Origin of the sequence: Pseudarthrobacter sp. 1G09, from assembly GCF_050038305.1 — a bacterium.
Lineage (GTDB): Bacteria > Actinomycetota > Actinomycetes > Actinomycetales > Micrococcaceae > Arthrobacter > Arthrobacter equi.
In genome coordinates this window covers 902907-921561 of record NZ_CP188306.1, presented here as the reverse complement: position 1 = coordinate 921561, position 18655 = coordinate 902907, and the positions used below count along the sequence as shown (strand labels likewise).

14 protein-coding genes are annotated in these 18655 nt (G+C 68.2%); 6 read left to right on the top strand and 8 right to left on the bottom strand.

Annotated features, from left to right (window positions below):
- Positions 1-76: 76 nt before the first annotated feature.
- Positions 77-5218: an Lhr family ATP-dependent helicase gene (locus tag ACP3TD_RS04370; RefSeq protein ID WP_426765724.1), complete on the top strand. Its 5142-nt coding sequence runs from the start codon at positions 77-79 to the stop codon at positions 5216-5218.
- Positions 5211-6041 (top strand): Fpg/Nei family DNA glycosylase, encoded by an 831-nt coding sequence (locus tag ACP3TD_RS04365; protein WP_426765723.1) that lies wholly within the window; start codon positions 5211-5213, stop codon positions 6039-6041. The genes ACP3TD_RS04370 and ACP3TD_RS04365 overlap by 8 nt, the downstream gene beginning before the upstream one ends.
- On the opposite strand, the gene ACP3TD_RS04360 is transcribed toward ACP3TD_RS04365, so the two are convergent.
- Positions 6005-6694, bottom strand: a complete 690-nt coding sequence (locus ACP3TD_RS04360; RefSeq protein ID WP_426765722.1) for a YczE/YyaS/YitT family protein — start codon at positions 6692-6694, stop codon at positions 6005-6007. The genes ACP3TD_RS04365 and ACP3TD_RS04360 overlap by 37 nt on opposite strands.
- Before the next feature lie 60 nt (positions 6695-6754).
- Here ACP3TD_RS04360 and ACP3TD_RS04355 point away from each other — a divergent pair, with 60 nt between their 5' ends.
- A complete protein-coding gene (locus tag ACP3TD_RS04355; RefSeq protein ID WP_426765721.1) occupies positions 6755-8236 on the top strand; it encodes a PLP-dependent aminotransferase family protein in 1482 nt (493 codons plus the stop codon).
- A gap of 64 nt (positions 8237-8300) precedes the next feature.
- On the opposite strand, the gene ACP3TD_RS04350 is transcribed toward ACP3TD_RS04355, so the two are convergent.
- Both ACP3TD_RS04350 and ACP3TD_RS04345 read right to left on the bottom strand, forming a co-directional pair.
- Positions 8301-8993 (bottom strand): SRPBCC family protein, encoded by a 693-nt coding sequence (locus ACP3TD_RS04350; protein ID WP_426765720.1) that lies wholly within the window; start codon positions 8991-8993, stop codon positions 8301-8303.
- Positions 8986-9618: an ArsR/SmtB family transcription factor gene (locus ACP3TD_RS04345; RefSeq protein WP_426765719.1), complete on the bottom strand. Its 633-nt coding sequence runs from the start codon at positions 9616-9618 to the stop codon at positions 8986-8988. The genes ACP3TD_RS04350 and ACP3TD_RS04345 overlap by 8 nt, the downstream gene beginning before the upstream one ends.
- Before the next feature lie 100 nt (positions 9619-9718).
- Between ACP3TD_RS04345 and ACP3TD_RS04340 the strand changes: the two genes are divergently transcribed.
- Together ACP3TD_RS04340 and ACP3TD_RS04335 are read left to right on the top strand one after the other, a co-directional pair.
- The gene (locus ACP3TD_RS04340; protein WP_426767128.1) at positions 9719-10738 is read left to right on the top strand and encodes an RluA family pseudouridine synthase; all 1020 of its coding nucleotides are present in this window, start codon (positions 9719-9721) and stop codon (positions 10736-10738) included.
- Between the two features lie 40 nt (positions 10739-10778).
- Positions 10779-11396: a DedA family protein gene (locus ACP3TD_RS04335; RefSeq protein WP_426765718.1), complete on the top strand. Its 618-nt coding sequence runs from the start codon at positions 10779-10781 to the stop codon at positions 11394-11396.
- Positions 11397-11440: 44 nt separating this feature from the next.
- On the opposite strand, the gene ACP3TD_RS04330 is transcribed toward ACP3TD_RS04335, so the two are convergent.
- From ACP3TD_RS04330 to ACP3TD_RS04320, 3 genes are all read right to left on the bottom strand, one after another.
- A complete protein-coding gene (locus tag ACP3TD_RS04330) occupies positions 11441-11746 on the bottom strand; it encodes a hypothetical protein (protein ID WP_426765717.1) in 306 nt (101 codons plus the stop codon).
- A gap of 88 nt (positions 11747-11834) precedes the next feature.
- A complete protein-coding gene (gene ppc / locus ACP3TD_RS04325; RefSeq protein ID WP_426765716.1) occupies positions 11835-14648 on the bottom strand; it encodes a phosphoenolpyruvate carboxylase in 2814 nt (937 codons plus the stop codon).
- A 123-nt stretch (positions 14649-14771) separates the two neighbouring features.
- Entirely contained in the window at positions 14772-15458 is a 687-nt protein-coding gene (locus ACP3TD_RS04320) for an NADPH-dependent F420 reductase (protein WP_426765715.1), read from the bottom strand.
- A gap of 148 nt (positions 15459-15606) precedes the next feature.
- On the opposite strand from ACP3TD_RS04320, the gene ACP3TD_RS04315 reads away from it, so the two are divergent.
- Complete coding sequence (locus ACP3TD_RS04315) at positions 15607-16485, top strand: DUF1684 domain-containing protein (protein WP_426765714.1); 879 nt, start codon at positions 15607-15609, stop codon at positions 16483-16485.
- A 56-nt stretch (positions 16486-16541) separates the two neighbouring features.
- Here ACP3TD_RS04315 and ACP3TD_RS04310 read toward each other — a convergent pair whose 3' ends face one another.
- Together ACP3TD_RS04310 and ACP3TD_RS04305 are read right to left on the bottom strand one after the other, a co-directional pair.
- Positions 16542-17774 (bottom strand): acyl-CoA dehydrogenase family protein, encoded by a 1233-nt coding sequence (locus ACP3TD_RS04310; protein ID WP_426765713.1) that lies wholly within the window; start codon positions 17772-17774, stop codon positions 16542-16544.
- Entirely contained in the window at positions 17771-18574 is an 804-nt protein-coding gene (locus tag ACP3TD_RS04305) for an SDR family NAD(P)-dependent oxidoreductase (protein WP_426765712.1), read from the bottom strand. Before ACP3TD_RS04305 ends, ACP3TD_RS04310 begins: the two co-directional genes overlap by 4 nt.
- Between the last annotated feature and the right edge of the window lie 81 nt (positions 18575-18655).

Sequence of the window (18655 nt, the reverse complement as noted above, 5' to 3'; positions counted from 1 at the left end):
CCGTTCCGGCAGGCGGCAGTGGGGCCGTCCCCGGGGCTCCGGCCGCTCTGTCGGTGGGGTGGGGCATGATGGAGGCATGAACCAGGAAGAGTCCTCCACGGACGGCCGGGGCGCCGTGGCCACAGCGCCAATGGGCCAGTTCACCCGGCCCACCCGGGACTGGTTCATGGGCGCTTTCACCGAACCCACCCCTGCACAGGACGGCGCCTGGAACGCCATTTCGTCGGGCTCGCACGCCCTGGTGGTGGCACCCACCGGATCCGGCAAAACGCTCGCCGCATTCCTGTGGGCACTGGACCGGCTCCTCTCCGCGGCGCCCGCCGCAGACACCGAAGCCCCCGCGCAAGCTGCCGTACCCGCCACCGTGGCCGGCGCCAAAGGAACCAAGGCCCCGGCGAAAGCCCGCCGGCCCCGTGCGCCCAAGCGCAAAACCAAGGTGCTGTACATTTCGCCGCTGAAGGCCCTCGGCGTGGACGTGGAACGGAACTTGCGTTCCCCGCTGATCGGCATCACGCAGACGGCCAAGCGGCTGGGACTGCCCGCCCCGCTGATCACCGTGGGCGTCCGGTCCGGGGACACCACCACGGCGGACCGGCGGGCGCTGCTGAACAACCCGCCGGACATCCTCATCACCACGCCCGAGTCCCTGTTCCTCATGCTCACGTCCCGGGCCAGGGAGACTCTCAGCGAGGTGGACACCATCATCATCGATGAAGTCCACGCCGTTGCCGGTACCAAGCGCGGAGCCCACCTGGCTGTTTCACTGGAACGCCTGGACGCGCTGCTGCCCAAACCCGCACAGCGGATCGGACTTTCCGCCACTGTGGAGCCAAAGGAACTGGTGGCTCAGTTCCTTGCCGGGACCGCTCCCGTCGAAATCGTGGCCCCGCCCTCGAAGAAGAACTGGGACCTTACGGTGTCGGTACCGGTGGAGGACATGTCCGATCTCCAGGGTGCAGCGGGCGCGTTCGACTCTGGCCCGGCCTCCGGGCTGCAGCCGCAGGCGTCCATCTGGCCGCATGTGGAGGAAAAGATCGTTGACCTGGTGCTGGCCAACCAGTCCACCATCGTCTTCGCCAACTCCCGCCGGCTGTCGGAACGGCTGACGGCTCGCCTCAACGAAATCTATGCCGAACGCCAGCTCATGGCCGCCGGCGGCGGCTGGGACGGACCCCTGGAGGAAGGCGCGGAAGTGTTCGCTGCACCGGGCGGTGGCTCCGCGCCGGCGTCGGGTGTTCCTGCCTCTACTGCCACTCCCGCCCACATGATGGCGCAGGCCGGAAGCTCGGCAGGGGCCGATCCGGTACTGGCCCGCGCGCACCACGGCTCGGTGTCCAAGGACCAGCGCGCGCTCATTGAGGACGACCTCAAATCCGGGCGGCTGCGGTGTGTGGTGGCCACGTCCTCACTGGAACTTGGCATCGACATGGGCGCGGTTGACCTGGTGGTGCAGGTGGAGTCGCCGCCCTCGGTGGCCAGCGGCCTGCAGCGTGTGGGGCGTGCCGGGCACCAGGTGGGCGAAATTTCGCAGGGCGTCCTGTTCCCCAAGCACCGGGCGGATCTGGTGCACACGGCCATCACCGTGGAACGCATGCTGGACGGCAAAATCGAACGCCTCAGCATCCCGGCCAACCCCCTGGACATCCTGGCGCAGCAGACGGTGGCCGCCACTGCCCTGGGCAGCATCGACGTCGAGGAATGGTTCGCCACGGTCCGCCGCTCGGCCCCGTTCGCTTCGCTCCCCCGCTCCGCGTTCGAGGCCACCCTGGACCTGCTGGCCGGCCGGTATCCGTCCGATGAATTTGCCGAACTGCGGCCACGGATCATCTGGGACCGCAATGAAGGGACCATCGAAGGCAGGCCCGGCGCCCAGCGGCTCGCCGTGACCTCCGGCGGAACCATCCCGGACCGCGGCCTGTTCGGCGTCTACATCATCGGCACGGAGATGGAAGGCTCGGCTTCCCCGTCTGAGGACGGCAAGCCGGCTCCGGCCCCCAAGGGTGGCCGGCGTGTGGGCGAGCTGGACGAGGAGATGGTGTACGAATCCCGCGTGGGTGACGTCTTCGCGCTCGGTGCCACCAGCTGGAAGATCGAGGACATCACGCACGACCGAGTGCTGGTCTCCCCGGCCTTTGGCCAGCCCGGCAAGCTTCCCTTCTGGAAGGGTGATTCATTGGGCCGGCCGGTGGACCTGGGCCGCGCCCTCGGCGCCTTCGTGCGCGAGCTGTCAGCCTCCGACGCCGGACCGGCCGCCGAACGCTGCCAGGCCAGCGGGCTGGACGCCTTCGCCGCCAACAACCTCATCCAGTACCTCTCCGAACAGAAGCAGGCCACGGAGGTGGTCCCCAGTGACACCACCCTCTTGGTGGAACGGTTCCACGACGAACTCGGCGACTGGCGCGTGATCCTGCACAGCCCCTTCGGCATGCCGGTCCATGCACCGTGGGCCCTGGCCGTGGGTCAGCGGCTCCACCAGCGGTACGGCCTGGACGGCTCTGCCATGGCTGCCGACGACGGCATTGTGCTGCGGGTGCCGATGATGGAGGATGAGCCCCCGGGCGCCGAGCTGTTCCTCTTCGACCCCGAGGAACTGGAGCAGATCGTCACTGCCGAGGTGGGTGGCAGTGCCCTGTTTGCTTCACGGTTCCGCGAGTGTGCGGCCCGTGCCCTCTTGCTGCCGCGGCAGACCCCCGGCAAGCGGCAGCCCCTGTGGCAGCAGCGGCAGCGGTCCGCCCAGCTGCTGGATGTGGCACGGAAATACCCCACGTTCCCCATCGTCCTGGAGACCGTCCGGGAATGCCTCCAGGACGTCTACGACCTGCCGGCGCTGAAGGACATTGCGGCCGCCGTTGAACGCCGCGAACTGCGGGTGGTGCAGACCACCACGCAGCAGCCGTCGCCGTTCGCCAAGTCCCTGCTCTTCGGTTACGTTGCCCAGTTCCTGTATGAGGGCGATTCCCCGCTGGCGGAGCGGCGCGCCGCTGCGCTTGCCTTGGACTCCACCCTCCTGAATGAGCTTTTGGGCCGGGTGGAGCTGCGCGAACTCCTGGATGCCAAGGTCATCGACGCCACCGAACTCGAACTGCAGCGGCTGGTGCCGGACCGCCGGGTGCGGGGACTTGAGGGGGTGGCTGACCTCCTGCGGCTCCTTGGCCCGCTGGACCCGGACGAGGCCGCCGCCCGGCTGGAGCCGGCAGCAGGGGTTGAGCCTGCAACGGCCGGAGAGCCCGCCGGGACCCCTGCAGCCCAGGCCGACGCCGACTTTGCTGACGACCCGGTGCCTGAGCCTTCCGAACCCGCGCCGGTCCATACCGCCTCAGCCACTGTTGAGGAAGCCACCGCCCACCTCGTGGCGCTGCAACGGGCCAACCGCGCCATCAAGGTAAACATCGGCGGCGCCGAACGGTTCGCTGCCGTGGAGGACGCGGCCCGCCTTCGTGATGCCATCGGTGTTCCGTTGCCCATGGGCGTGCCGTTGGCGTTCATCGAGCCTGTGGCGGACCCGCTGGGCGACCTCGTATCCCGCTACGCCCGCACGCACGGGCCCTTCACCGCTGCTGAAGCCGCCGCCCGGCTGGGACTGGGCGTCGCCGTGGTGGTCACCGCCCTTAAACGCCTTGCCGACGACGGCCGCGTGGTGGAAGGCGAATTCAGGCCGCACGCAACACCCGCCGCAGCCGGGCCGGAGTCCGCGCCAACCGACGGGGAGGACGACGGGCTGCCGGACGGGGACGGACGGCAAAGAGAGATCCTGCGCGAAACCGTGCACGCGGCCGTCAGCGAATGGTGTGACGCCGAGGTGCTGCGGAAGCTCCGGCGGCGGTCCCTGGCCGCACTGCGCGCCGAAGTGGAACCCGTGGACGCCGCCGCTTACGGCCGTTTCCTTCCTGCCTGGCAAAACGTCCGGATCCCGGGCGGCGGGCGGGGGCAACCGGCCCTGCGGGGACTGGACGGCATCGTCACCGCAATCGACCAGCTGTCCGGCGTCCCCATCCCGGCATCGGCCTGGGAACCCCTGATCCTGGCCGGCAGGGTTTCCAACTACCAGCCCGCCATGCTGGACGAGCTCATGGCAGCCGGCGAAGTCCTCTGGTCCGGAGCCGGTGCCCTGCCCGGAAATGACGGCTGGATCAGCCTGCACCTGGCCGACTCAGCGGAACTGACGTTGAACCCTGCACCGGACTACGAACCGGGCGATGCCGGCCTCCGGCTCCTCGACCATCTCCGGAACAACGGCGGCGGGTACTTCTTCCGCCAGCTCACGGAGGTGGCAGGGGGCATGGACTCGGTGCTCAGCGACCAGGAAGTGGTGTCCGCCCTCTGGGATCTCGCCTGGGCGGGCCGGATCACCGGTGACACCTTCGCACCCGTCCGGTCGCTGATCGCGGGCGGCCATACGGCACATCGGCAGGTGGCGAAGGCTCCCCGGTCCAGGGCACCACGGCTGAACAGGTTGGGCCGCTCCCACGGCACCGGGCTGATGGGCTCGGCGGGCCTGGCCGGCGGGCGGTACGGTTCCCAGGGTGCAGCCGCCACTCCCCCAATGGCTGCCGGGCGCTGGTCCGCCCTTCCGCAACCGGAACTGGACGCCACCATCCATGCCCGGGCTACGGCAGAACTCCTGCTGGACAGGTATGGGGTGGTGACCCGCGGTTCGGTCATGGCGGAGCAGATCCTGGGCGGCTTCGGCCTGATGTACAAGGTCCTGGCCAGGCTCGAGGAAGCCGGCCGGTGCCGCCGCGGGTACTTCATCGAACACCTCGGCGCAGCGCAGTTCGCAGTCCCCGCCACGGTGGACCGGCTGCGCTCGTACGCGGAGGATAGCCAGATCGCCAAACCTGAACCCGTGGCCCTTGCCCTGGCCGCCACGGATCCCGCGAATCCCTACGGCGCTGCCCTCCCGTGGCCGGCCCTGCGGGACGATGCCGGCACCGGACACCGGCCGGGCCGCAAAGCCGGAGCCCTGGTGGTGCTGGTGGACGGCGCCCTGGTTCTTTACGTGGAGCGGGGTGGCAAGACACTGCTGGCGTTCTCCGACGACCCCGCCGTCCTTGGCGCTGCCGGCGCAGCACTGGTGGGAGTGGTCACCCGCGGAGCCGTGGACAAACTGATCATGGAAAAAGTGAACGGCCAGGGGATCCTGGACACCCCCATTGCCGCTGCCCTCAGCGCTGCCGGCGCCTACTCCACCCCGAAAGGCCTGAGGATCCGTGCCTGAGGGGGATTCGGTCTGGCGGGCCGCCCGGCAACTGCACGAGGCGCTGGCCGGACAGACACTGACCGCCTCGGACTTCCGGGTACCGCGCTTCGCCACGCTGAACCTCACCGGCTGGACTGTGGCCGAGGTTGTCCCGCGGGGCAAGCACCTGCTCATGAGGGTGAAGGGGCCAGGGGACAAGGCCCTTACCATTCACTCCCACTTAAAGATGGAAGGAACGTGGCAGGTCTACCCGCCCGGTGGCAGGTGGCGGAAACCCGGCTTCACCGCGCGGTGCGTGCTGCGCACTGCGGCCGCGGACGCCGTCGGCTTCTCCCTGGGCATCTTGGAAGTGGTGGCGACTGCGAACGAGGACTCCATCGTCGGGTTCCTCGGTCCGGACCTCCTGGGCCCGGACTGGGACCCGGACGAGGCCGAACGCCGGCTCCTGGCACGGCCGGAGGTTCCCATCGGAGTGGCCATCCTCGACCAGAGCAACCTTGCCGGCATCGGGAACATCTACCGCTGCGAGGCCTGTTTCCTCTCCGGCGTACATCCGGCCACACCCGTATCCGGGGTGGCGGACCTGCGCACCCTGATGACGGACGCCAAGCAGCTCCTGGAAGCAAACCTGGGCCCGGGCCGCCGCGTCACCATCCTCAACGCCCGCGGCATGCCGGTGGGCAGGATGGCCGGGAGGCCCGGCTACTGGGTGTACCGCCGGGACCAGCACCCGTGCCTCAAGTGCGGTACGCCGGTGCGGCGCGGACTGCTGGGGAAACTGAACGGTGAAGAGGAACGCGACATCTACTTTTGCCCAAAGTGCCAGCCCGTCCCGGAATAGCTGGTTTCACCGGCGGCTTCCGGGCCGCCATCCGGCTTCCCGTCCGAACGCGCCACCCGGGCCACTTTCGGAGTGCCGGCCGGAACCATGAACCAGGGCAGCAGCAGCTGTACCAGCGGCCCGATCGCCAGCGCATAGAGCACGGTTCCCACGCCAACGGACCCGCCCAGCAGCCAGCCTGCCGCGAGGACTACCACCTCGATAAGGGTGCGGGACAACCGGACGGACCACCCTGTGCGGCGCGCGAGTCCGGTCATCAGGCCGTCACGGGCCCCCGGTCCGAACCTGGCACCGATGTAGCACGCCGAGGCGATGCCGTTCAGGAGAACGGCGCCCGCCAGCATGCCCAGCTGTCCGGCAATGTTGGACAGGGAGGGAATCAGCGCCAGTCCGACGTCGGCGAAGACCCCTACCAGAATGGCGTTGCAGAGGGTGCCGAAGCCGGGCCGCTGGCGCAGCGGAATCCACAGCAGTAGCACCAGGAAACTGACGATGATGACCACGACACCGATGCTCAACCCGGTCCGGTTGGCCACGCCCTGGTGGAACACGTCCCAGGGGTCCAGGCCCAGCCCGGCGCGGATGAAGAGGGCCAGCGAAATGCCGTACATGGCAAGGCCGGTGAAAAGCTGAACGAGTCTGCGGAACATCATTGGTCAACCCTCCCATCGAACTGGCATTGATTTACATAGCCAGTTTGAGATACTGGCTACATGGCTCCCTCCATTGGCGCAGCAGCACTCGGCCGCATGCTCGGCACCTGGCACCACGGCGGCGCCCCCGCCTACAGGGAATTGGCCGACGTACTCCTGCTCCTGATCCTGGACGGCCGCGTACCGCTCGACACAGCGCTCCCCAGCGAGCGCGCCCTGTGCACCGCGCTGGGCGTCAGCCGCACCACTGTTACCGCGGCCTACTCGACGCTGCGTGAGCAGGGGTTCCTCAGCAGCGGACAGGGTAGCCGTGGCAGGACGCGCATCCCGGAGCGGACGGCCTTCGGCCCGGCGCTCTACAGCCCACAAACTTCGGCCACTCCCGCTCTGACGGCGCCCGGCCTGGCCGCGCCCGAAGGGCTGATCGACCTGGCCTATTCAGCGCTGCCGGCCAGCGGCGAGGTGGTGCACCGGGCCTTCGCGGCAGCGATGACGGAACTGCCGGCGCTGCTGCCGGGATTCGGGTACGACGCCGTGGGGCTCCTCCCGCTTCGCCAGGCCATTGCCGACAGGTATGCGGCGGCCGGCGTTCCCACCGGCACCGGGCAGATCATGGTCACATCCGGGGCGCAGCACGCGCTGACCATCATTATCCGCACGCTGGCAGACCGCCAGGACAAGGTCCTGGTGGAACACCCCAGCTACCCCAACGCGCTGGACGCCATCCGTGCCGCCCGCTGCCGCCCCGTGCCGGTCGGTTTCGCGGAGTCCGGATGGGACCTGCCGGCGCTGGAAACAGCGCTGGCGCAGCAGCGTCCCAAGATCGCCTACCTCGTTCCCGACTTCCACAACCCGACGGGCATGATGATGCCCGATGCGCAGCGCCGCCGGCTGGTAGCGGCTGCTGCCGCAGCGGGAACCATACTGATCGCCGACGAGACACTGCGGGAGTTGAACCTCGACGGCGTCCAGTCCACTCCCCTGGCCGGCTTCAGCAGTGCGGTGGTTTCCGTGGGGTCGCTCAGCAAGTCCCACTGGGGCGGCCTGCGTACGGGCTGGATCCGCGCCTCCGAGCCGATGATCCAGCGGTTTACTGCCGCCCGGAGCGTCCTGGACCTGGGCGGGCCGGTCATGGAACAGCTGGCCGCCGCCCACCTGGTGCGGGCCCTGGACGAGCCGCTGCCGGCCCTGCTGGACACCCTCCGTGGCAACCGCGCTGCGCTGCTGGAACTACTGCGGGAGCATCTGCCGGCCTGGCAAACAGCGTCCCCTTCCGGCGGCCTGTCAGTATGGTGCAGGCTGCCCGCCCCCGTCAGTACGGCCCTGACCGTGATCGCCCCGGACCACGGGATCAGGCTGGCCGCCGGGCCGCGGTTTGGGATCGGCGGTGCCTTTGAGCGGTACCTTCGGCTCCCCTTCACTCTCCCGCCCAACAAACTCGAAGCCGCCGTGCTGGCCCTGCGGGCCGCCCAGGACAGGCTCGACGCCGCACCCCAGCTGCGGCGCTCGCTGACCCAGGCCCCCGCCGTCGCCATCGCCTGAAGCCCGCCGACATCGCGGGAATGGTGCCGAATCGCCGTAGCGGCGGAACAACGGCCCAGCCAGGCTAGGCGTAGACCCGCTCCAGGAATCCGCTCCAGGCCTTGGCAGTGGTTTCCGAATCGCCGGCACCGCTGAAATCATGCACGGTCATGCCCACGGGGGCGCCCCACGCGTTGCGGCCGAAGAACCGGTAGAGGGCGTTCTCCGTGCGCAGGCCGAGGAAGTGCCCGTTGGAGAAGTCCACCTCGCCCGCAAGCCGGCCCACGCCGTCGAGCTCTACCTCCACCGGGCTGCCCTGCACGGCCGACTCAACGCCCAGCGCCCGGCGGAGCCGTGCAAAGCCGTCCGGCACCTGGGAGCCGGCGGGCCCTTGGATGTCCGTGAACACCACGGGTTTGCCGTCGAAGTGCTGGAGGTACTGGCCCAGGGTGTGCAGGTAGAACTCGGTGTGGCGGCTGGCGCCGTCGTACTGCTCATCCCAGTTGTCCGCGAAGATCCCGCTGTGGACGTAGTGCAGGCGCGCCCGGCCGCCGTCCAGCGGCTCCAGGACGTGCTCCAGCTGGTTGAACCAGCCGTCCGGACCGTCCATCCGGGAAACGAGGTGGGCGGGGTAATCCTCCACGGTTTTCACGGCGGGCCACTGGTCCGTGGGGAACATCCATCCGGGAGTCCCTGCGGTGACAGCCTCCCAGACCCGCTCCGGCGTACCTGGAAGTTCAGTGTCGTAGACGATTTCGAAGTTGCGGTTGTCAGTCATGGCCTTGCTCCTTGGTTGCGGGCTCGTGCGAGGTTTCGGGGGATAGTTTGAGAACGGGATGCAGAGCCACCACCAGTCGGTGCCGCCGCCCGCGGGAGGAGGCACCGGCGTCGTGGTACTGATCCACCAGCTGTGTGACGGCGACGCCCAGCTCTTCAGCGAAGGCGGCACGCTCCGCGGCTGTGCGGAAGGTGATCTCGCCGTCGATGGCGAAGGTTGCGAGCTTTTGCCGGGCCGTAGCAGCTCCCGCGATCAGCTTCCCCACCTCCTGGACCATCCGGCCCGCGAGCGCCAGAAGCCAGAACGCCGAGAACCTGTCGGCAAAGCGCTGCGGATCAGGCGACACGGAAGCCAGGGCCGTGGGTGAGATCAGGTAGGAAGCCGCCGTGGCCTGGAGGACGCGCTCGGTGACGTTGCCCTTGCGCCGCTCCTCCACCAGTTCCACCAGGCCGTGCCGCTCCAGCGATTTGAGATGGTAGTTCACCTTCTGCCGCGGCAGGCCCACCCGTACCGCCAGCTGCGTGGCGGAGGCGGGCTCCGCCAACTCGCGGAGGATGGTGGAGCGGATGGGGTCCAGAGAGGCTTCGGCTGCCGCGGGGTCCTCGATCACTGCAATGTCCAACATGGGTTAAGTGTGCCAACCGACAACTTTTCCTGTCAAGAACTTTTTTATTGTCGGCAGCACACGCGGCACGCGCAAGGCACGCCGGTAGAATGGACCGGTGATGCAATCCCCCCTTCCCGTACGCGACGGCGTGAACGCCACCCGCCTTCGCCTCCCTGAAGAGGGCCCGTGGGGTACCGCCATGGACTACATGATGCACCGCTGGGGCCACATCGATCCGCAGGGCATCGAGGACAGGTTCGACGCCGGCGAGATCGTGGGCGAGGGCGGTGTGCCCCTGAGCCGGAACACCAGGCTCGAAGACCACACCTTCATCTGGTACTACCGCACGCTTCCCCCGGAAACCCGGATCCCCGTGGACCTCAGCATCCTGCACCAGGACGAACACCTGCTGGTGGTCGACAAGCCACACTTCCTCCCCACCACCCCCGGCGGCACCTACATCCAGGAATCGGCCCTGGTACGGCTGCGGAACCAGCTGGACCTGCCGGACCTCATCCCCATGCACCGGCTGGACCGCATGACCGCCGGCGTCCTGCTGTTCTCCACCAACCCGCAGACGCGCGGCAAGTACCAGGTGCTGTTCGAAAAGCGCCAGGTGCAGAAGGAGTACGAGTGCGTTTCGGCCGCTGACCCCGCGCCGGGACATCCCGCCGTCGACTTCCCCGTGGTGGTCCGCAACCGGATGACCAAGTCCCGCAGCTACCTGCTGGCCGAGGTGGTGGAGGGCGAGCCGAACGCGGAGACGCGGATTGAGCAGCTGGAAATGCTCGACGGCGGCGCCTCCCCGGATGCCGGCGGCAGCAGGGCCGCGGCGCCTGCCAGTCCCGCCCGCCTCGCCCGGTACCGCCTGGAGCCGCACACGGGCAAGACCCACCAATTGCGCGTCCACATGGCCTCACTGGGACTCGGGATCGTCAACGACGCCTTCTACCCCGAGTTGCTGGACAAGGCCCCCGACGACTACGCCAAACCCCTGCAGCTGCTGGCCCGCGGCGTCCGGTTCGTCGATCCGATCTCGGGCAGCCCGGTGGAATACCGCAGCAGCCTCGAGCTCAGCGAAACGGTCCGCCTCCGCTCGCGGACGGTGCCGGAAAACTTCGGGAATCCTGCGGCCTGACCCCGGCAGCCCGGCCGCAAAAGTGAGGTACCTTGTGGCAATGGACTTCGGCAGCTCTGACAGCTGGGGGGAGGCGATCTATTTCTGGATCATCCCCGTGGTCCTTGGCGACGCCATCTTTCCGCCCATCCCGTCCGAAATGGTGGTCATCACCGGTGGTGCGCTGTCCGCTGACGGCAGGGCGAACATCTTCCTGGTGCTTGCCCTCGCCGCGATTGCATCGTGGACAGGCGACATCGTGGTGTTCCAGTTGTTCCGCCGCCGCCTGAGCCATGTGCTGGACCGCTGGAAATGGGGCCGTCGGGTGCATCAGGGCATCCACGTCGCCCTCGCGAAGGCCGGCCGATCCTCCACCTACGGGGCCATCATCGGTGCCAGGTTCATTCCGGGCGGCCGGCTTGCCACCTCCGCCGCCGCCGGCATTGCCAATGTTTCGGTCCGGGGCTTCAGCCTGTGCGCGGGCCTCGGGGCGGTGCTGTGGGCCTGCTGGCTGGTGGGGCTCGGCTACTTCACGGGCTCGGCAACGAAGCTGCCATTCTGGGCGAGTTCCCTCATCGGCGTGGCGCTCGGCCTGGTAGTGGGCGCCGTCGTCGGAATCGTCGTGACCCGCCGCCGCGGCAACCGCTCCCCCGTGGATGAGCCCGGCCCGCTGGGCTGAACCGGGGCTGTACTGGACCCCGGCCGAGACCTACCCCGGCTGGTTCAGACGGGCAGCCACTTGCCCCGGCTGCGCCGCAGCACGCTCAGGGAACCTGTCAGCGCAACGCGTTCGACGGCGTCGCGCATCATGGCTGCCGACTCCACCGCCTGCCGGTTCTCGCCGGTGTATTCGGTGGCCTCCACCAGGAAGCGCAGGTTGAGCAGCGGCACCCCGCCGGCGATCTGAAGCTGGTGCGACTCGACGTGGTGGCGGGTTCCCAGTGCCTCGACGGCGGCGTCCATCACGGATTCGGGGGCGTTGCCCGGCCGGAGCCCGGTGATCTTCAGGCGGGTCTGGAACGAAGGCATGCCTTCAACCTTATCCAAACCCGATGCGCTGTCACTTAGGGTCCCCAAGAAGTGGTTTTGACCCTAAGTGACAGCGCAACTGGGGGGGTTAGCCGGTGTTGCGGAGGCCGGCTGCCACACCGTTGACCGTGATGAGCATGGCCCGCTGGAGGCGTTCGTCGATCTCGCCGTTGCTCATGCCCTCGCCGGCTTCCGCGCGGACACGGCGGAGCAGTTCCACCTGGAGGTAGCTGATGGGGTCCAGGTACTGGTCGCGGACCTCGAGGGAGCGCTTGAGCGTGGGCTGGGCGTCCAGGAGCACGTGCTCGCCGGTGAGGTTCTGCACCTCTGCCACCGTGAGTTCGTATTCTTCACGGATGGCACGGAAGATGTGGTGCAGCTCCTTGGGGACCAGGGTGTCCACGTAGTAGCCGGCGATATCCAGGTCAGTCTTGGCGAGCGTCATCTCCACGTTGGAGATCACGGATCGGAAGAAGTGCCAGTGCCCGATCATCTCCACCAGCTGCTCCGAGTTGCCGGCTTCGCGGGCGGCCTTGAGACCTGACCCGACGCCGAACCAGCCGGGGACGATCTGCCGGGACTGGGTCCAGCCGAACACCCACGGGATGGCGCGCAACCCGCCAAGGCCCGCACCCGAGTCCGGGCGTTTGGACGGGCGGGAGCCGATATTCAGCGACCCGAGCTGCTCCACCGGGGTGGAGGCCATGAAGTACGCCGGCAGGTCCGGATGGTCGATCAGGCTGCGGTACCGCTCGAAGGCGGCGTCGGAGATGGTTTCCATGACGTGCGCGTAGCGTTCGCGCTGGTCGTCGGAGGTCCGGGGGTCGCGGTGCAGGGCCGAGCCTTGGAGCACGGCGGCCAGCGAGAGCTCCAGGTTTTCACGGGCAAGCTCAGGCAGCGAGTACTTGTCAGAGATAACCTCACCCTGCTCGGTGAACTTGATTTCGCCTTCCAGGACGCCGTTGGGCTGGGCGAGGATGGCATCGTAGGTGGGTCCGCCTCCGCGGCCCACGGATCCACCGCGGCCGTGGAACAGGCGCACGCGGACGCCGTGCTTCGCGGCGATGTCACGCAGCTTGCGCTGGGTCTTGTGGATTTCCCACTGGCTGGTCATCACACCGGACTCCTTGTTGGAGTCCGAGTAGCCCAGCATGACTTCCTGGACGTCCCCGCGCAGCCGCACCAGTTCGCGGTAGGAGGGGTCGGAGAGGAGCTGGTCGATGATTTCGGCGGACGCGCGGAGTTCCTCCACGGTTTCCAGCAGCGGCGCGAACCCCAGCTTGGCGTAGGGCTTCTCGCCGAAGAGGTTGACCAGGCCGGCCTCACGGGCGATCACGGCGGCGGCCAGGACGTCGTCCGCGCCGCGGGTCATGGAGATGATGTAGGTCTCGATCACGTCCGGGCCGTACATGCGCAGGGCCCGGCGGATCTCGCGGAAGACGTCGTACGTGCCATCAGCGGCGCCGTCGAGCTTGATCGGGTGGCCGGACAGCGGGCGGCGGGAGGCGAGCTCGGAACCCAGTACCTCGAAGCGTTCCTTGCGGCTCAGTTCGGCGTAGTGCAGCCCGGGGCCGCCGATGCGGTCCATGAGCTGCCCGACGGCGTCGTGGTGGTGGTCAGCATGCTCGCGGATGTCGAGGGTGGCCAGGTGCAGGCCGAAGGACGCGATGGCGCGGCGGACCCTGGCGAGGGCACCGTCGGCAGCCAGCGACGCCGAGTGGTTGCGGAGCGACAGCTCCAGCAGGTCGAGGTCCGCCAGGAGTTCGTCCGTGCTGCTGTAATCGCGGCCGTGCTCGTGGTTCGAGTTCGCTGCGACGCGCTTGCCGGTGTTGATCAGCTTGGCCTTGATGCAGGTCAGCTTCAGCCTGTAGGGCTCCTGGGCGTTCAGTTCCAGGACGCGCTTGTCCAGGCCGGGGAGCTTCTTCAGGTCGGCGTCGATGGAGTCCAGCAGCACCTGGTCCGCGCCGGCGAGCGCCGTGGAGTTGGAGAGGATGGAGATCAGTTCGTCGATCATGCCGATGCTGATGCGGATGGCGTTCTGGTTCTGGATCTGGAGGATCTCGCGGGTGACCGCTGCCGTCACGTTGGGATTGCCGTCGCGGTCACCGCCGATCCAGGAGCCGAACTTCACCGGTGCGTCCTGCGCGGCCAGGGTGACGCCGTGTTCGCCGAGGAGTTCGGACAGCTCGGACAGCATGGCCGGCATGGCGTCGGTGAGGATGCCGCCCAGGTAGTAGATGGCGTTCCGGGCCTCGTCCACCGGCGTGGGCCGGACCTGGCGGAGTTCGTCGGTCTGCCACATCTGGTCGATGATTTCGGCCAGCTGCCGGTCCTGGCGGCGCCGCGCGGTGGTGCCCTCGATGGTGGGCTGGGCCAGGACGTCGGAAAGCTTGCGGATCTTGTCCAGCACCGAGCGGCGGGAGGCCTCGGTGGGGTGGGCCGTGAAGATGGGGCGGACGTCCAGTCCGTTGACCACTTCCTGCAGCACCTCGGGTCCGGCCTGGCCGGCGATCTCGGCTACCGTCTTGGCCAGCCAGCCATCCTTCTCGGCCCGGGTGCGCAGGCCACGGACGCGGTGAACCTGTTCGGCGGCGTTGGCCAGGTGGAAATAGAACGCGAAGGCCCGCACCAGGTCTGTTGCCTGCTCAATCGGCAGGGAGCCCAGGAGTTCGCGGACCTGGGCGACGACGTCGTGCGCGCTCCACGGGCCGGTGGCGTCGGCACCGCCGCGGGCAGCCTCCTTGGATTCCTTGGTGAGGAGGCGGACCTGCTCTACGAGGTCAAGGAGCTCGGGCCCGTGCTGGCGGACCAGGGATTCGCCCAGCAGGGTGGAGACCCGGCGGACGTCCGCCCTGAGTTCGGAGGCAAGATCGGATTCGGGGTGTGCTGCAGTGTGAGCCATGGAAGCAATCTTTCGAGGGTTTCGGACTTGGCTCGTACACTGCGCTGGATACTGTGAGCCACGTTACTAGCAGAAGATGCTACCCCTTTGGCACGGCGAAGGCAGAATGTGTCTCAGACTGTGTCACCCGCCCCGCACCACCTTGAAGTTGAAATCCGGGGTGCCCAGGACCCCGAAGAGGCGCAGCCACAGGGGAAGCACCATCTCCGCCCCGCGGGCGGACGTGATATCGCCAAGGTCGATGACGTCCCGGTGGCCCAGCGCCTGCAGCAGCCCTGTGACGTGGGCCTTTGCCTGGCTGTCGTCGCCTGAGACGAACACGGAATGGTCACCGTCCGCCAACCGTCCCGGGTCAACCATCAGTCCTGCGTTCATGGTGTTGAGGGTCTTGACCACCCTCGCGTCAGGGAAGGACCGCTGGATCCGCTCCCCCAGGCTTTCGGTGTTGACGGGGTTCAGGACGGGCGGCATTCCCTGCGAGAAGTCGAGCGGGTTGGACACGTCCAGCAGGACCTTCCCGGCCAGATTGGCGCCCCCGGCGGCAGCAAGGGCCGCAAGCGATGCGGCACCGTTGGTGGCATTGACCACCATGTCGCCTTCTTCCGCGGCTGCCGCGAACGTCTCCAGCCGGATGCGTTGGTGCGCCGCGTGCCACTCGTTGAATGGCTGCCCGCCCATGGGTCCAGGCTCCGTGCGGCGGGCTGTCTCCGCAGGATCCCTGGTTCCCATCACCACTTCATGCCCCAGGGAGCTGAACGCCGCGGCCAGCGTCCGGCCCACGGTACCGGTTCCAAAGACTGCGATCTTCATGATTTCTCCTGCTCGCCGAATTTTGCCTCTTGCGTCACGAGCGTACCTTCGCTGGCCGGCGCCGCAAGGGGCGGGATCCGCCGCGGACGCCCCGGAATGAACCGGGGCAGGTGCCGGTTGTAGCGGGCAGACGAGATTGGAAGGAATCATGACCACCACCACACCCGCAGGGACAACCGCGCCAGCCGCCAAACTCGAGCGCTGGCAGCGTTTCCGCGCCAACCGGGACAACGCGCTTGCCGCCGGGCACGGCTGGCTCACGCTCACCTCCTTCCAGTGGCTGGAGGACTCCCCTGCCGCCGTCGAGCTCGTTCCCGGTTTGTGGTCCACGCAGGTTAACGGGTCCGCGGAAGGCACGGGCACACGGGAACGCACGACGGCGGTACTCACCGCGGTGCCGTCGGACGGGCTCACGCTCGTGGAGACGGGCGAAACGGTGGGCGGCACCATCACAGCGGTCCTCGCTGATGAGGAATCGCTGATGTGGGTGCAGTTCGGCGGCCCCGCGGGCGACCGGACGGTGGTGGAACTGGCCATGCGCGGAGGGCGGTATGCGATCCGCACCCGGGACGCTGAGTCGCCGGTGTTCACCGAATTCGACGGCGTGCCCACCTATCCCTACACCCCGGAGTGGGAAGTGACGGCCCGCTTTGAGCCGTACCCAGCACCGGTTGATGTCCCGATCAGCACCGCCAACCCTTTGGTGGACGGTGTCCACCGGACCGCAGGCGAGGTGGTGTTCCGGCTTCCCGGCAGTCCCCACGAGTTCCGGCTGCAGGCCGAGGAAGAGAAGCTCGGGGCATTGACGGTCACGTTCCATGACGAGACGAACGGCGACACGACAGATGACTGGCGGAAAGTCTCGCTTCCGCGTCCCCGCCCGGACGGCTCCGTGGTCCTCGACTTCAACCGGGCCATCAACTACCCCAGCGCCTTCACGCCCTACGGCACCTGCCCCATGCCGGTCCGGAACAACAGCCTGGACGTCCGGGTGGAGGCGGGCGAGAAGGCGCCTTACCCGGCGTAGCGTTCCGCCAGGCTCAACCACCTGAACCCGGCCTCGGCACCCGCCCGGGGCCGGGTTCAGGCTATCGCCGAGATCCCGGTAATGGCCCGCCCCACAATGAGGGTATTGATCTCGTAGGACCCTTCATAGGTGTAGATGGCCTCGGCGTCGGCGAAGATCTTGGCCATCCGGTAATCGGTGACGATGCCGTTTCCGCCCAGGATGGAGCGGCCCAGCGCCACGGTTTCGCGCATCCTGGCGCTGGCGTAGGACTTGGCCAGCGCTACCTGGGCCATGTCCGCCGAGCCTTCCTCCTGCAGCCTGGCCAGCTGGACCAGCATCCCCATGCTGGCCACGGCGTTGCCCAGCATGGTCACCAGCTGCTGCTGGATCAGCTGGAAGTGGGCCAGCGGCCGGCCGAACTGCCGGCGCTCCACGGCGTACTGCCGGGCAACGTCGAAGGCCGCCAGCTGCTGCCCCACGGCCTGCCAGGCCACCATGATCCGTGAACTGCGCAGGAGCTCCTTGGTGTCGTCAAAGCTGCTGACCGGCGTGAACCGGTCGGCCTCGGCCACCTTGACGTCATTGAAGACGATGTCCGCGTTCTGCACCGTGCGCAGCGCGATCTTGTTCTCGATCCGGCTGCGGGTGATGCCCGGCAGGGTGGCGTCCACGATGAACCCCCGCACCGGCCCGGACGTGCTGTCCGGCCCGGCCGTTTCGTCGCGAGCCCACACGAGCATGTAGTCGCAGAACGTTCCGTTGCCGATCCACCGCTTGGCGCCGTTGAGCACCCAGGCGTCGCCGCCGTCGTCGTCCTCCCCTGTGGTGGAGGAGATCCGCCGTGCCGTGGTTTCCATGCCGCCGGCAACGTCGGAGCCGTGCAGGGGCTCAGTGAGCGCGAATGCTCCGGTGATGCGGAGGTCCGAGGCGTCGGCGAGGAGCCGTTCCTTCTGGCCTGTGGATCCGAAGGCGTGCAGGGACTGGACGAACAGGTCATGGTGGACCAGGAAGAACGTGGCGATCGAGGTGTCCACCCGGGTCATTTCGGCGATGACCAGCCCGGCGAACAGGTGGCTGTAGCCGCGCTGGGAGGGGGTGCTCAGCTCCAGGGCGGCGAGCTTGGGCAGGATGTGCGCGGGGAACTCGGCATTGTTCCACCAGTCCCCGGCGTACGGGGCAATCTCGGCGGCGAGGAAGTCCCGGAGCTCGGCGAGCTTGTTCCGTTCCGCCTGGCTGAGCAGGGATTCGACGGCGAAGAAGTCTGCATCCGGCAGTCCTGCAGCCGCCGCACGCCCGGCGGCGCTCATTTGGGCCCCATCCGGATGGCGCCGTCAAGGCGGATGGTCTCGCCGTTCAGCATGGCGTTGTCCACGATGTGCAGCACCAGGTTGGCGTACTCGCCGGGCCTGCCCAGCCTGGACGGGTGCGGTACCTGCGCTCCGAGGGAGTCCTGGGCTTCCTGCGGCAGGCCTGCCATCATGGGCGTTTCGAAGATGCCGGGCGCGATGGTGACCACCCGGACCAGCGAGCGCGCCAGTTCGCGGGCGATGGGCAGCGTCATGGCCGCTACCGCACCCTTGGAGGCGGCATAGGCGGGTTGCCCGATCTGCCCTTCGAAGGCGGCCACCGAGGCGGTGTTGATGATGACGCCCCGCTCGGGACCACCCAGCTCGGTGCTGGCCGGCTCCGTGGCCACCATCGCCTCGGCGGCCAGGCGCAGCACATTGAACGTCCCGATGAGGTTCACCTGGACCACCCGGCTGAACGCTTCGAGCGGCAGCACTCCGTCGCGGCCCAAAACCTTGCCGGGGGTGGCGATGCCCGCGCAGTTCACCACGATCCGCAGCGGCCCCAGCCCGGAGGCGGTGGCGACGGCGGCGCGCACCTCAACCTCGCTGGTCACGTCAGCGGGGGCGAAGACTGCGGACTGGCCGGAGGCGTGCGTTTCCACCGATGCGTTCAGTTCCTGTGCCAGCTCCGCGCCGGCCGAGGACGGGAGGTCCACCAGCACCACCGACGCTCCGGCCTGGAACAGCGCCCGGGCCGTGGCAGCCCCCAGGCCCGATGCACCCCCGGTGATCAGTGCTGCACTGCCTCTGACATCCATGCATCCTCCTTGATGTGGCCCCCGAAAGCGCAGGCGGACCGCGACGTATCAGTTAGTCAATGTTAACTGAAATGCCGCCGC

What these genes read in the sequence shown, in the direction of transcription:
- ACP3TD_RS04370 (WP_426765724.1), top strand. Translation starts at nt 77, where the DNA reads ATGAACCAGGAAGAGTCCTCCACGGACGGCCGGGGCGCCGTGGCCACA.
- ACP3TD_RS04360 (WP_426765722.1), bottom strand. Translation starts at nt 6,694, where the DNA reads ATGATGTTCCGCAGACTCGTTCAGCTTTTCACCGGCCTTGCCATGTAC.
- ACP3TD_RS04355 (WP_426765721.1), top strand. Translation starts at nt 6,755, where the DNA reads ATGGCTCCCTCCATTGGCGCAGCAGCACTCGGCCGCATGCTCGGCACC.
- ACP3TD_RS04350 (WP_426765720.1), bottom strand. Translation starts at nt 8,993, where the DNA reads ATGACTGACAACCGCAACTTCGAAATCGTCTACGACACTGAACTTCCA.
- ACP3TD_RS04345 (WP_426765719.1), bottom strand. Translation starts at nt 9,618, where the DNA reads ATGTTGGACATTGCAGTGATCGAGGACCCCGCGGCAGCCGAAGCCTCT.
- ACP3TD_RS04340 (WP_426767128.1), top strand. Translation starts at nt 9,719, where the DNA reads ATGCAATCCCCCCTTCCCGTACGCGACGGCGTGAACGCCACCCGCCTT.
- ACP3TD_RS04335 (WP_426765718.1), top strand. Translation starts at nt 10,779, where the DNA reads ATGGACTTCGGCAGCTCTGACAGCTGGGGGGAGGCGATCTATTTCTGG.
- ACP3TD_RS04330 (WP_426765717.1), bottom strand. Translation starts at nt 11,746, where the DNA reads ATGCCTTCGTTCCAGACCCGCCTGAAGATCACCGGGCTCCGGCCGGGC.
- ppc (WP_426765716.1), bottom strand. Translation starts at nt 14,648, where the DNA reads ATGGCTCACACTGCAGCACACCCCGAATCCGATCTTGCCTCCGAACTC.
- ACP3TD_RS04320 (WP_426765715.1), bottom strand. Translation starts at nt 15,458, where the DNA reads ATGAAGATCGCAGTCTTTGGAACCGGTACCGTGGGCCGGACGCTGGCC.
- ACP3TD_RS04315 (WP_426765714.1), top strand. Translation starts at nt 15,607, where the DNA reads ATGACCACCACCACACCCGCAGGGACAACCGCGCCAGCCGCCAAACTC.
- ACP3TD_RS04310 (WP_426765713.1), bottom strand. Translation starts at nt 17,774, where the DNA reads ATGAGCGCCGCCGGGCGTGCGGCGGCTGCAGGACTGCCGGATGCAGAC.
- ACP3TD_RS04305 (WP_426765712.1), bottom strand. Translation starts at nt 18,574, where the DNA reads ATGGATGTCAGAGGCAGTGCAGCACTGATCACCGGGGGTGCATCGGGC.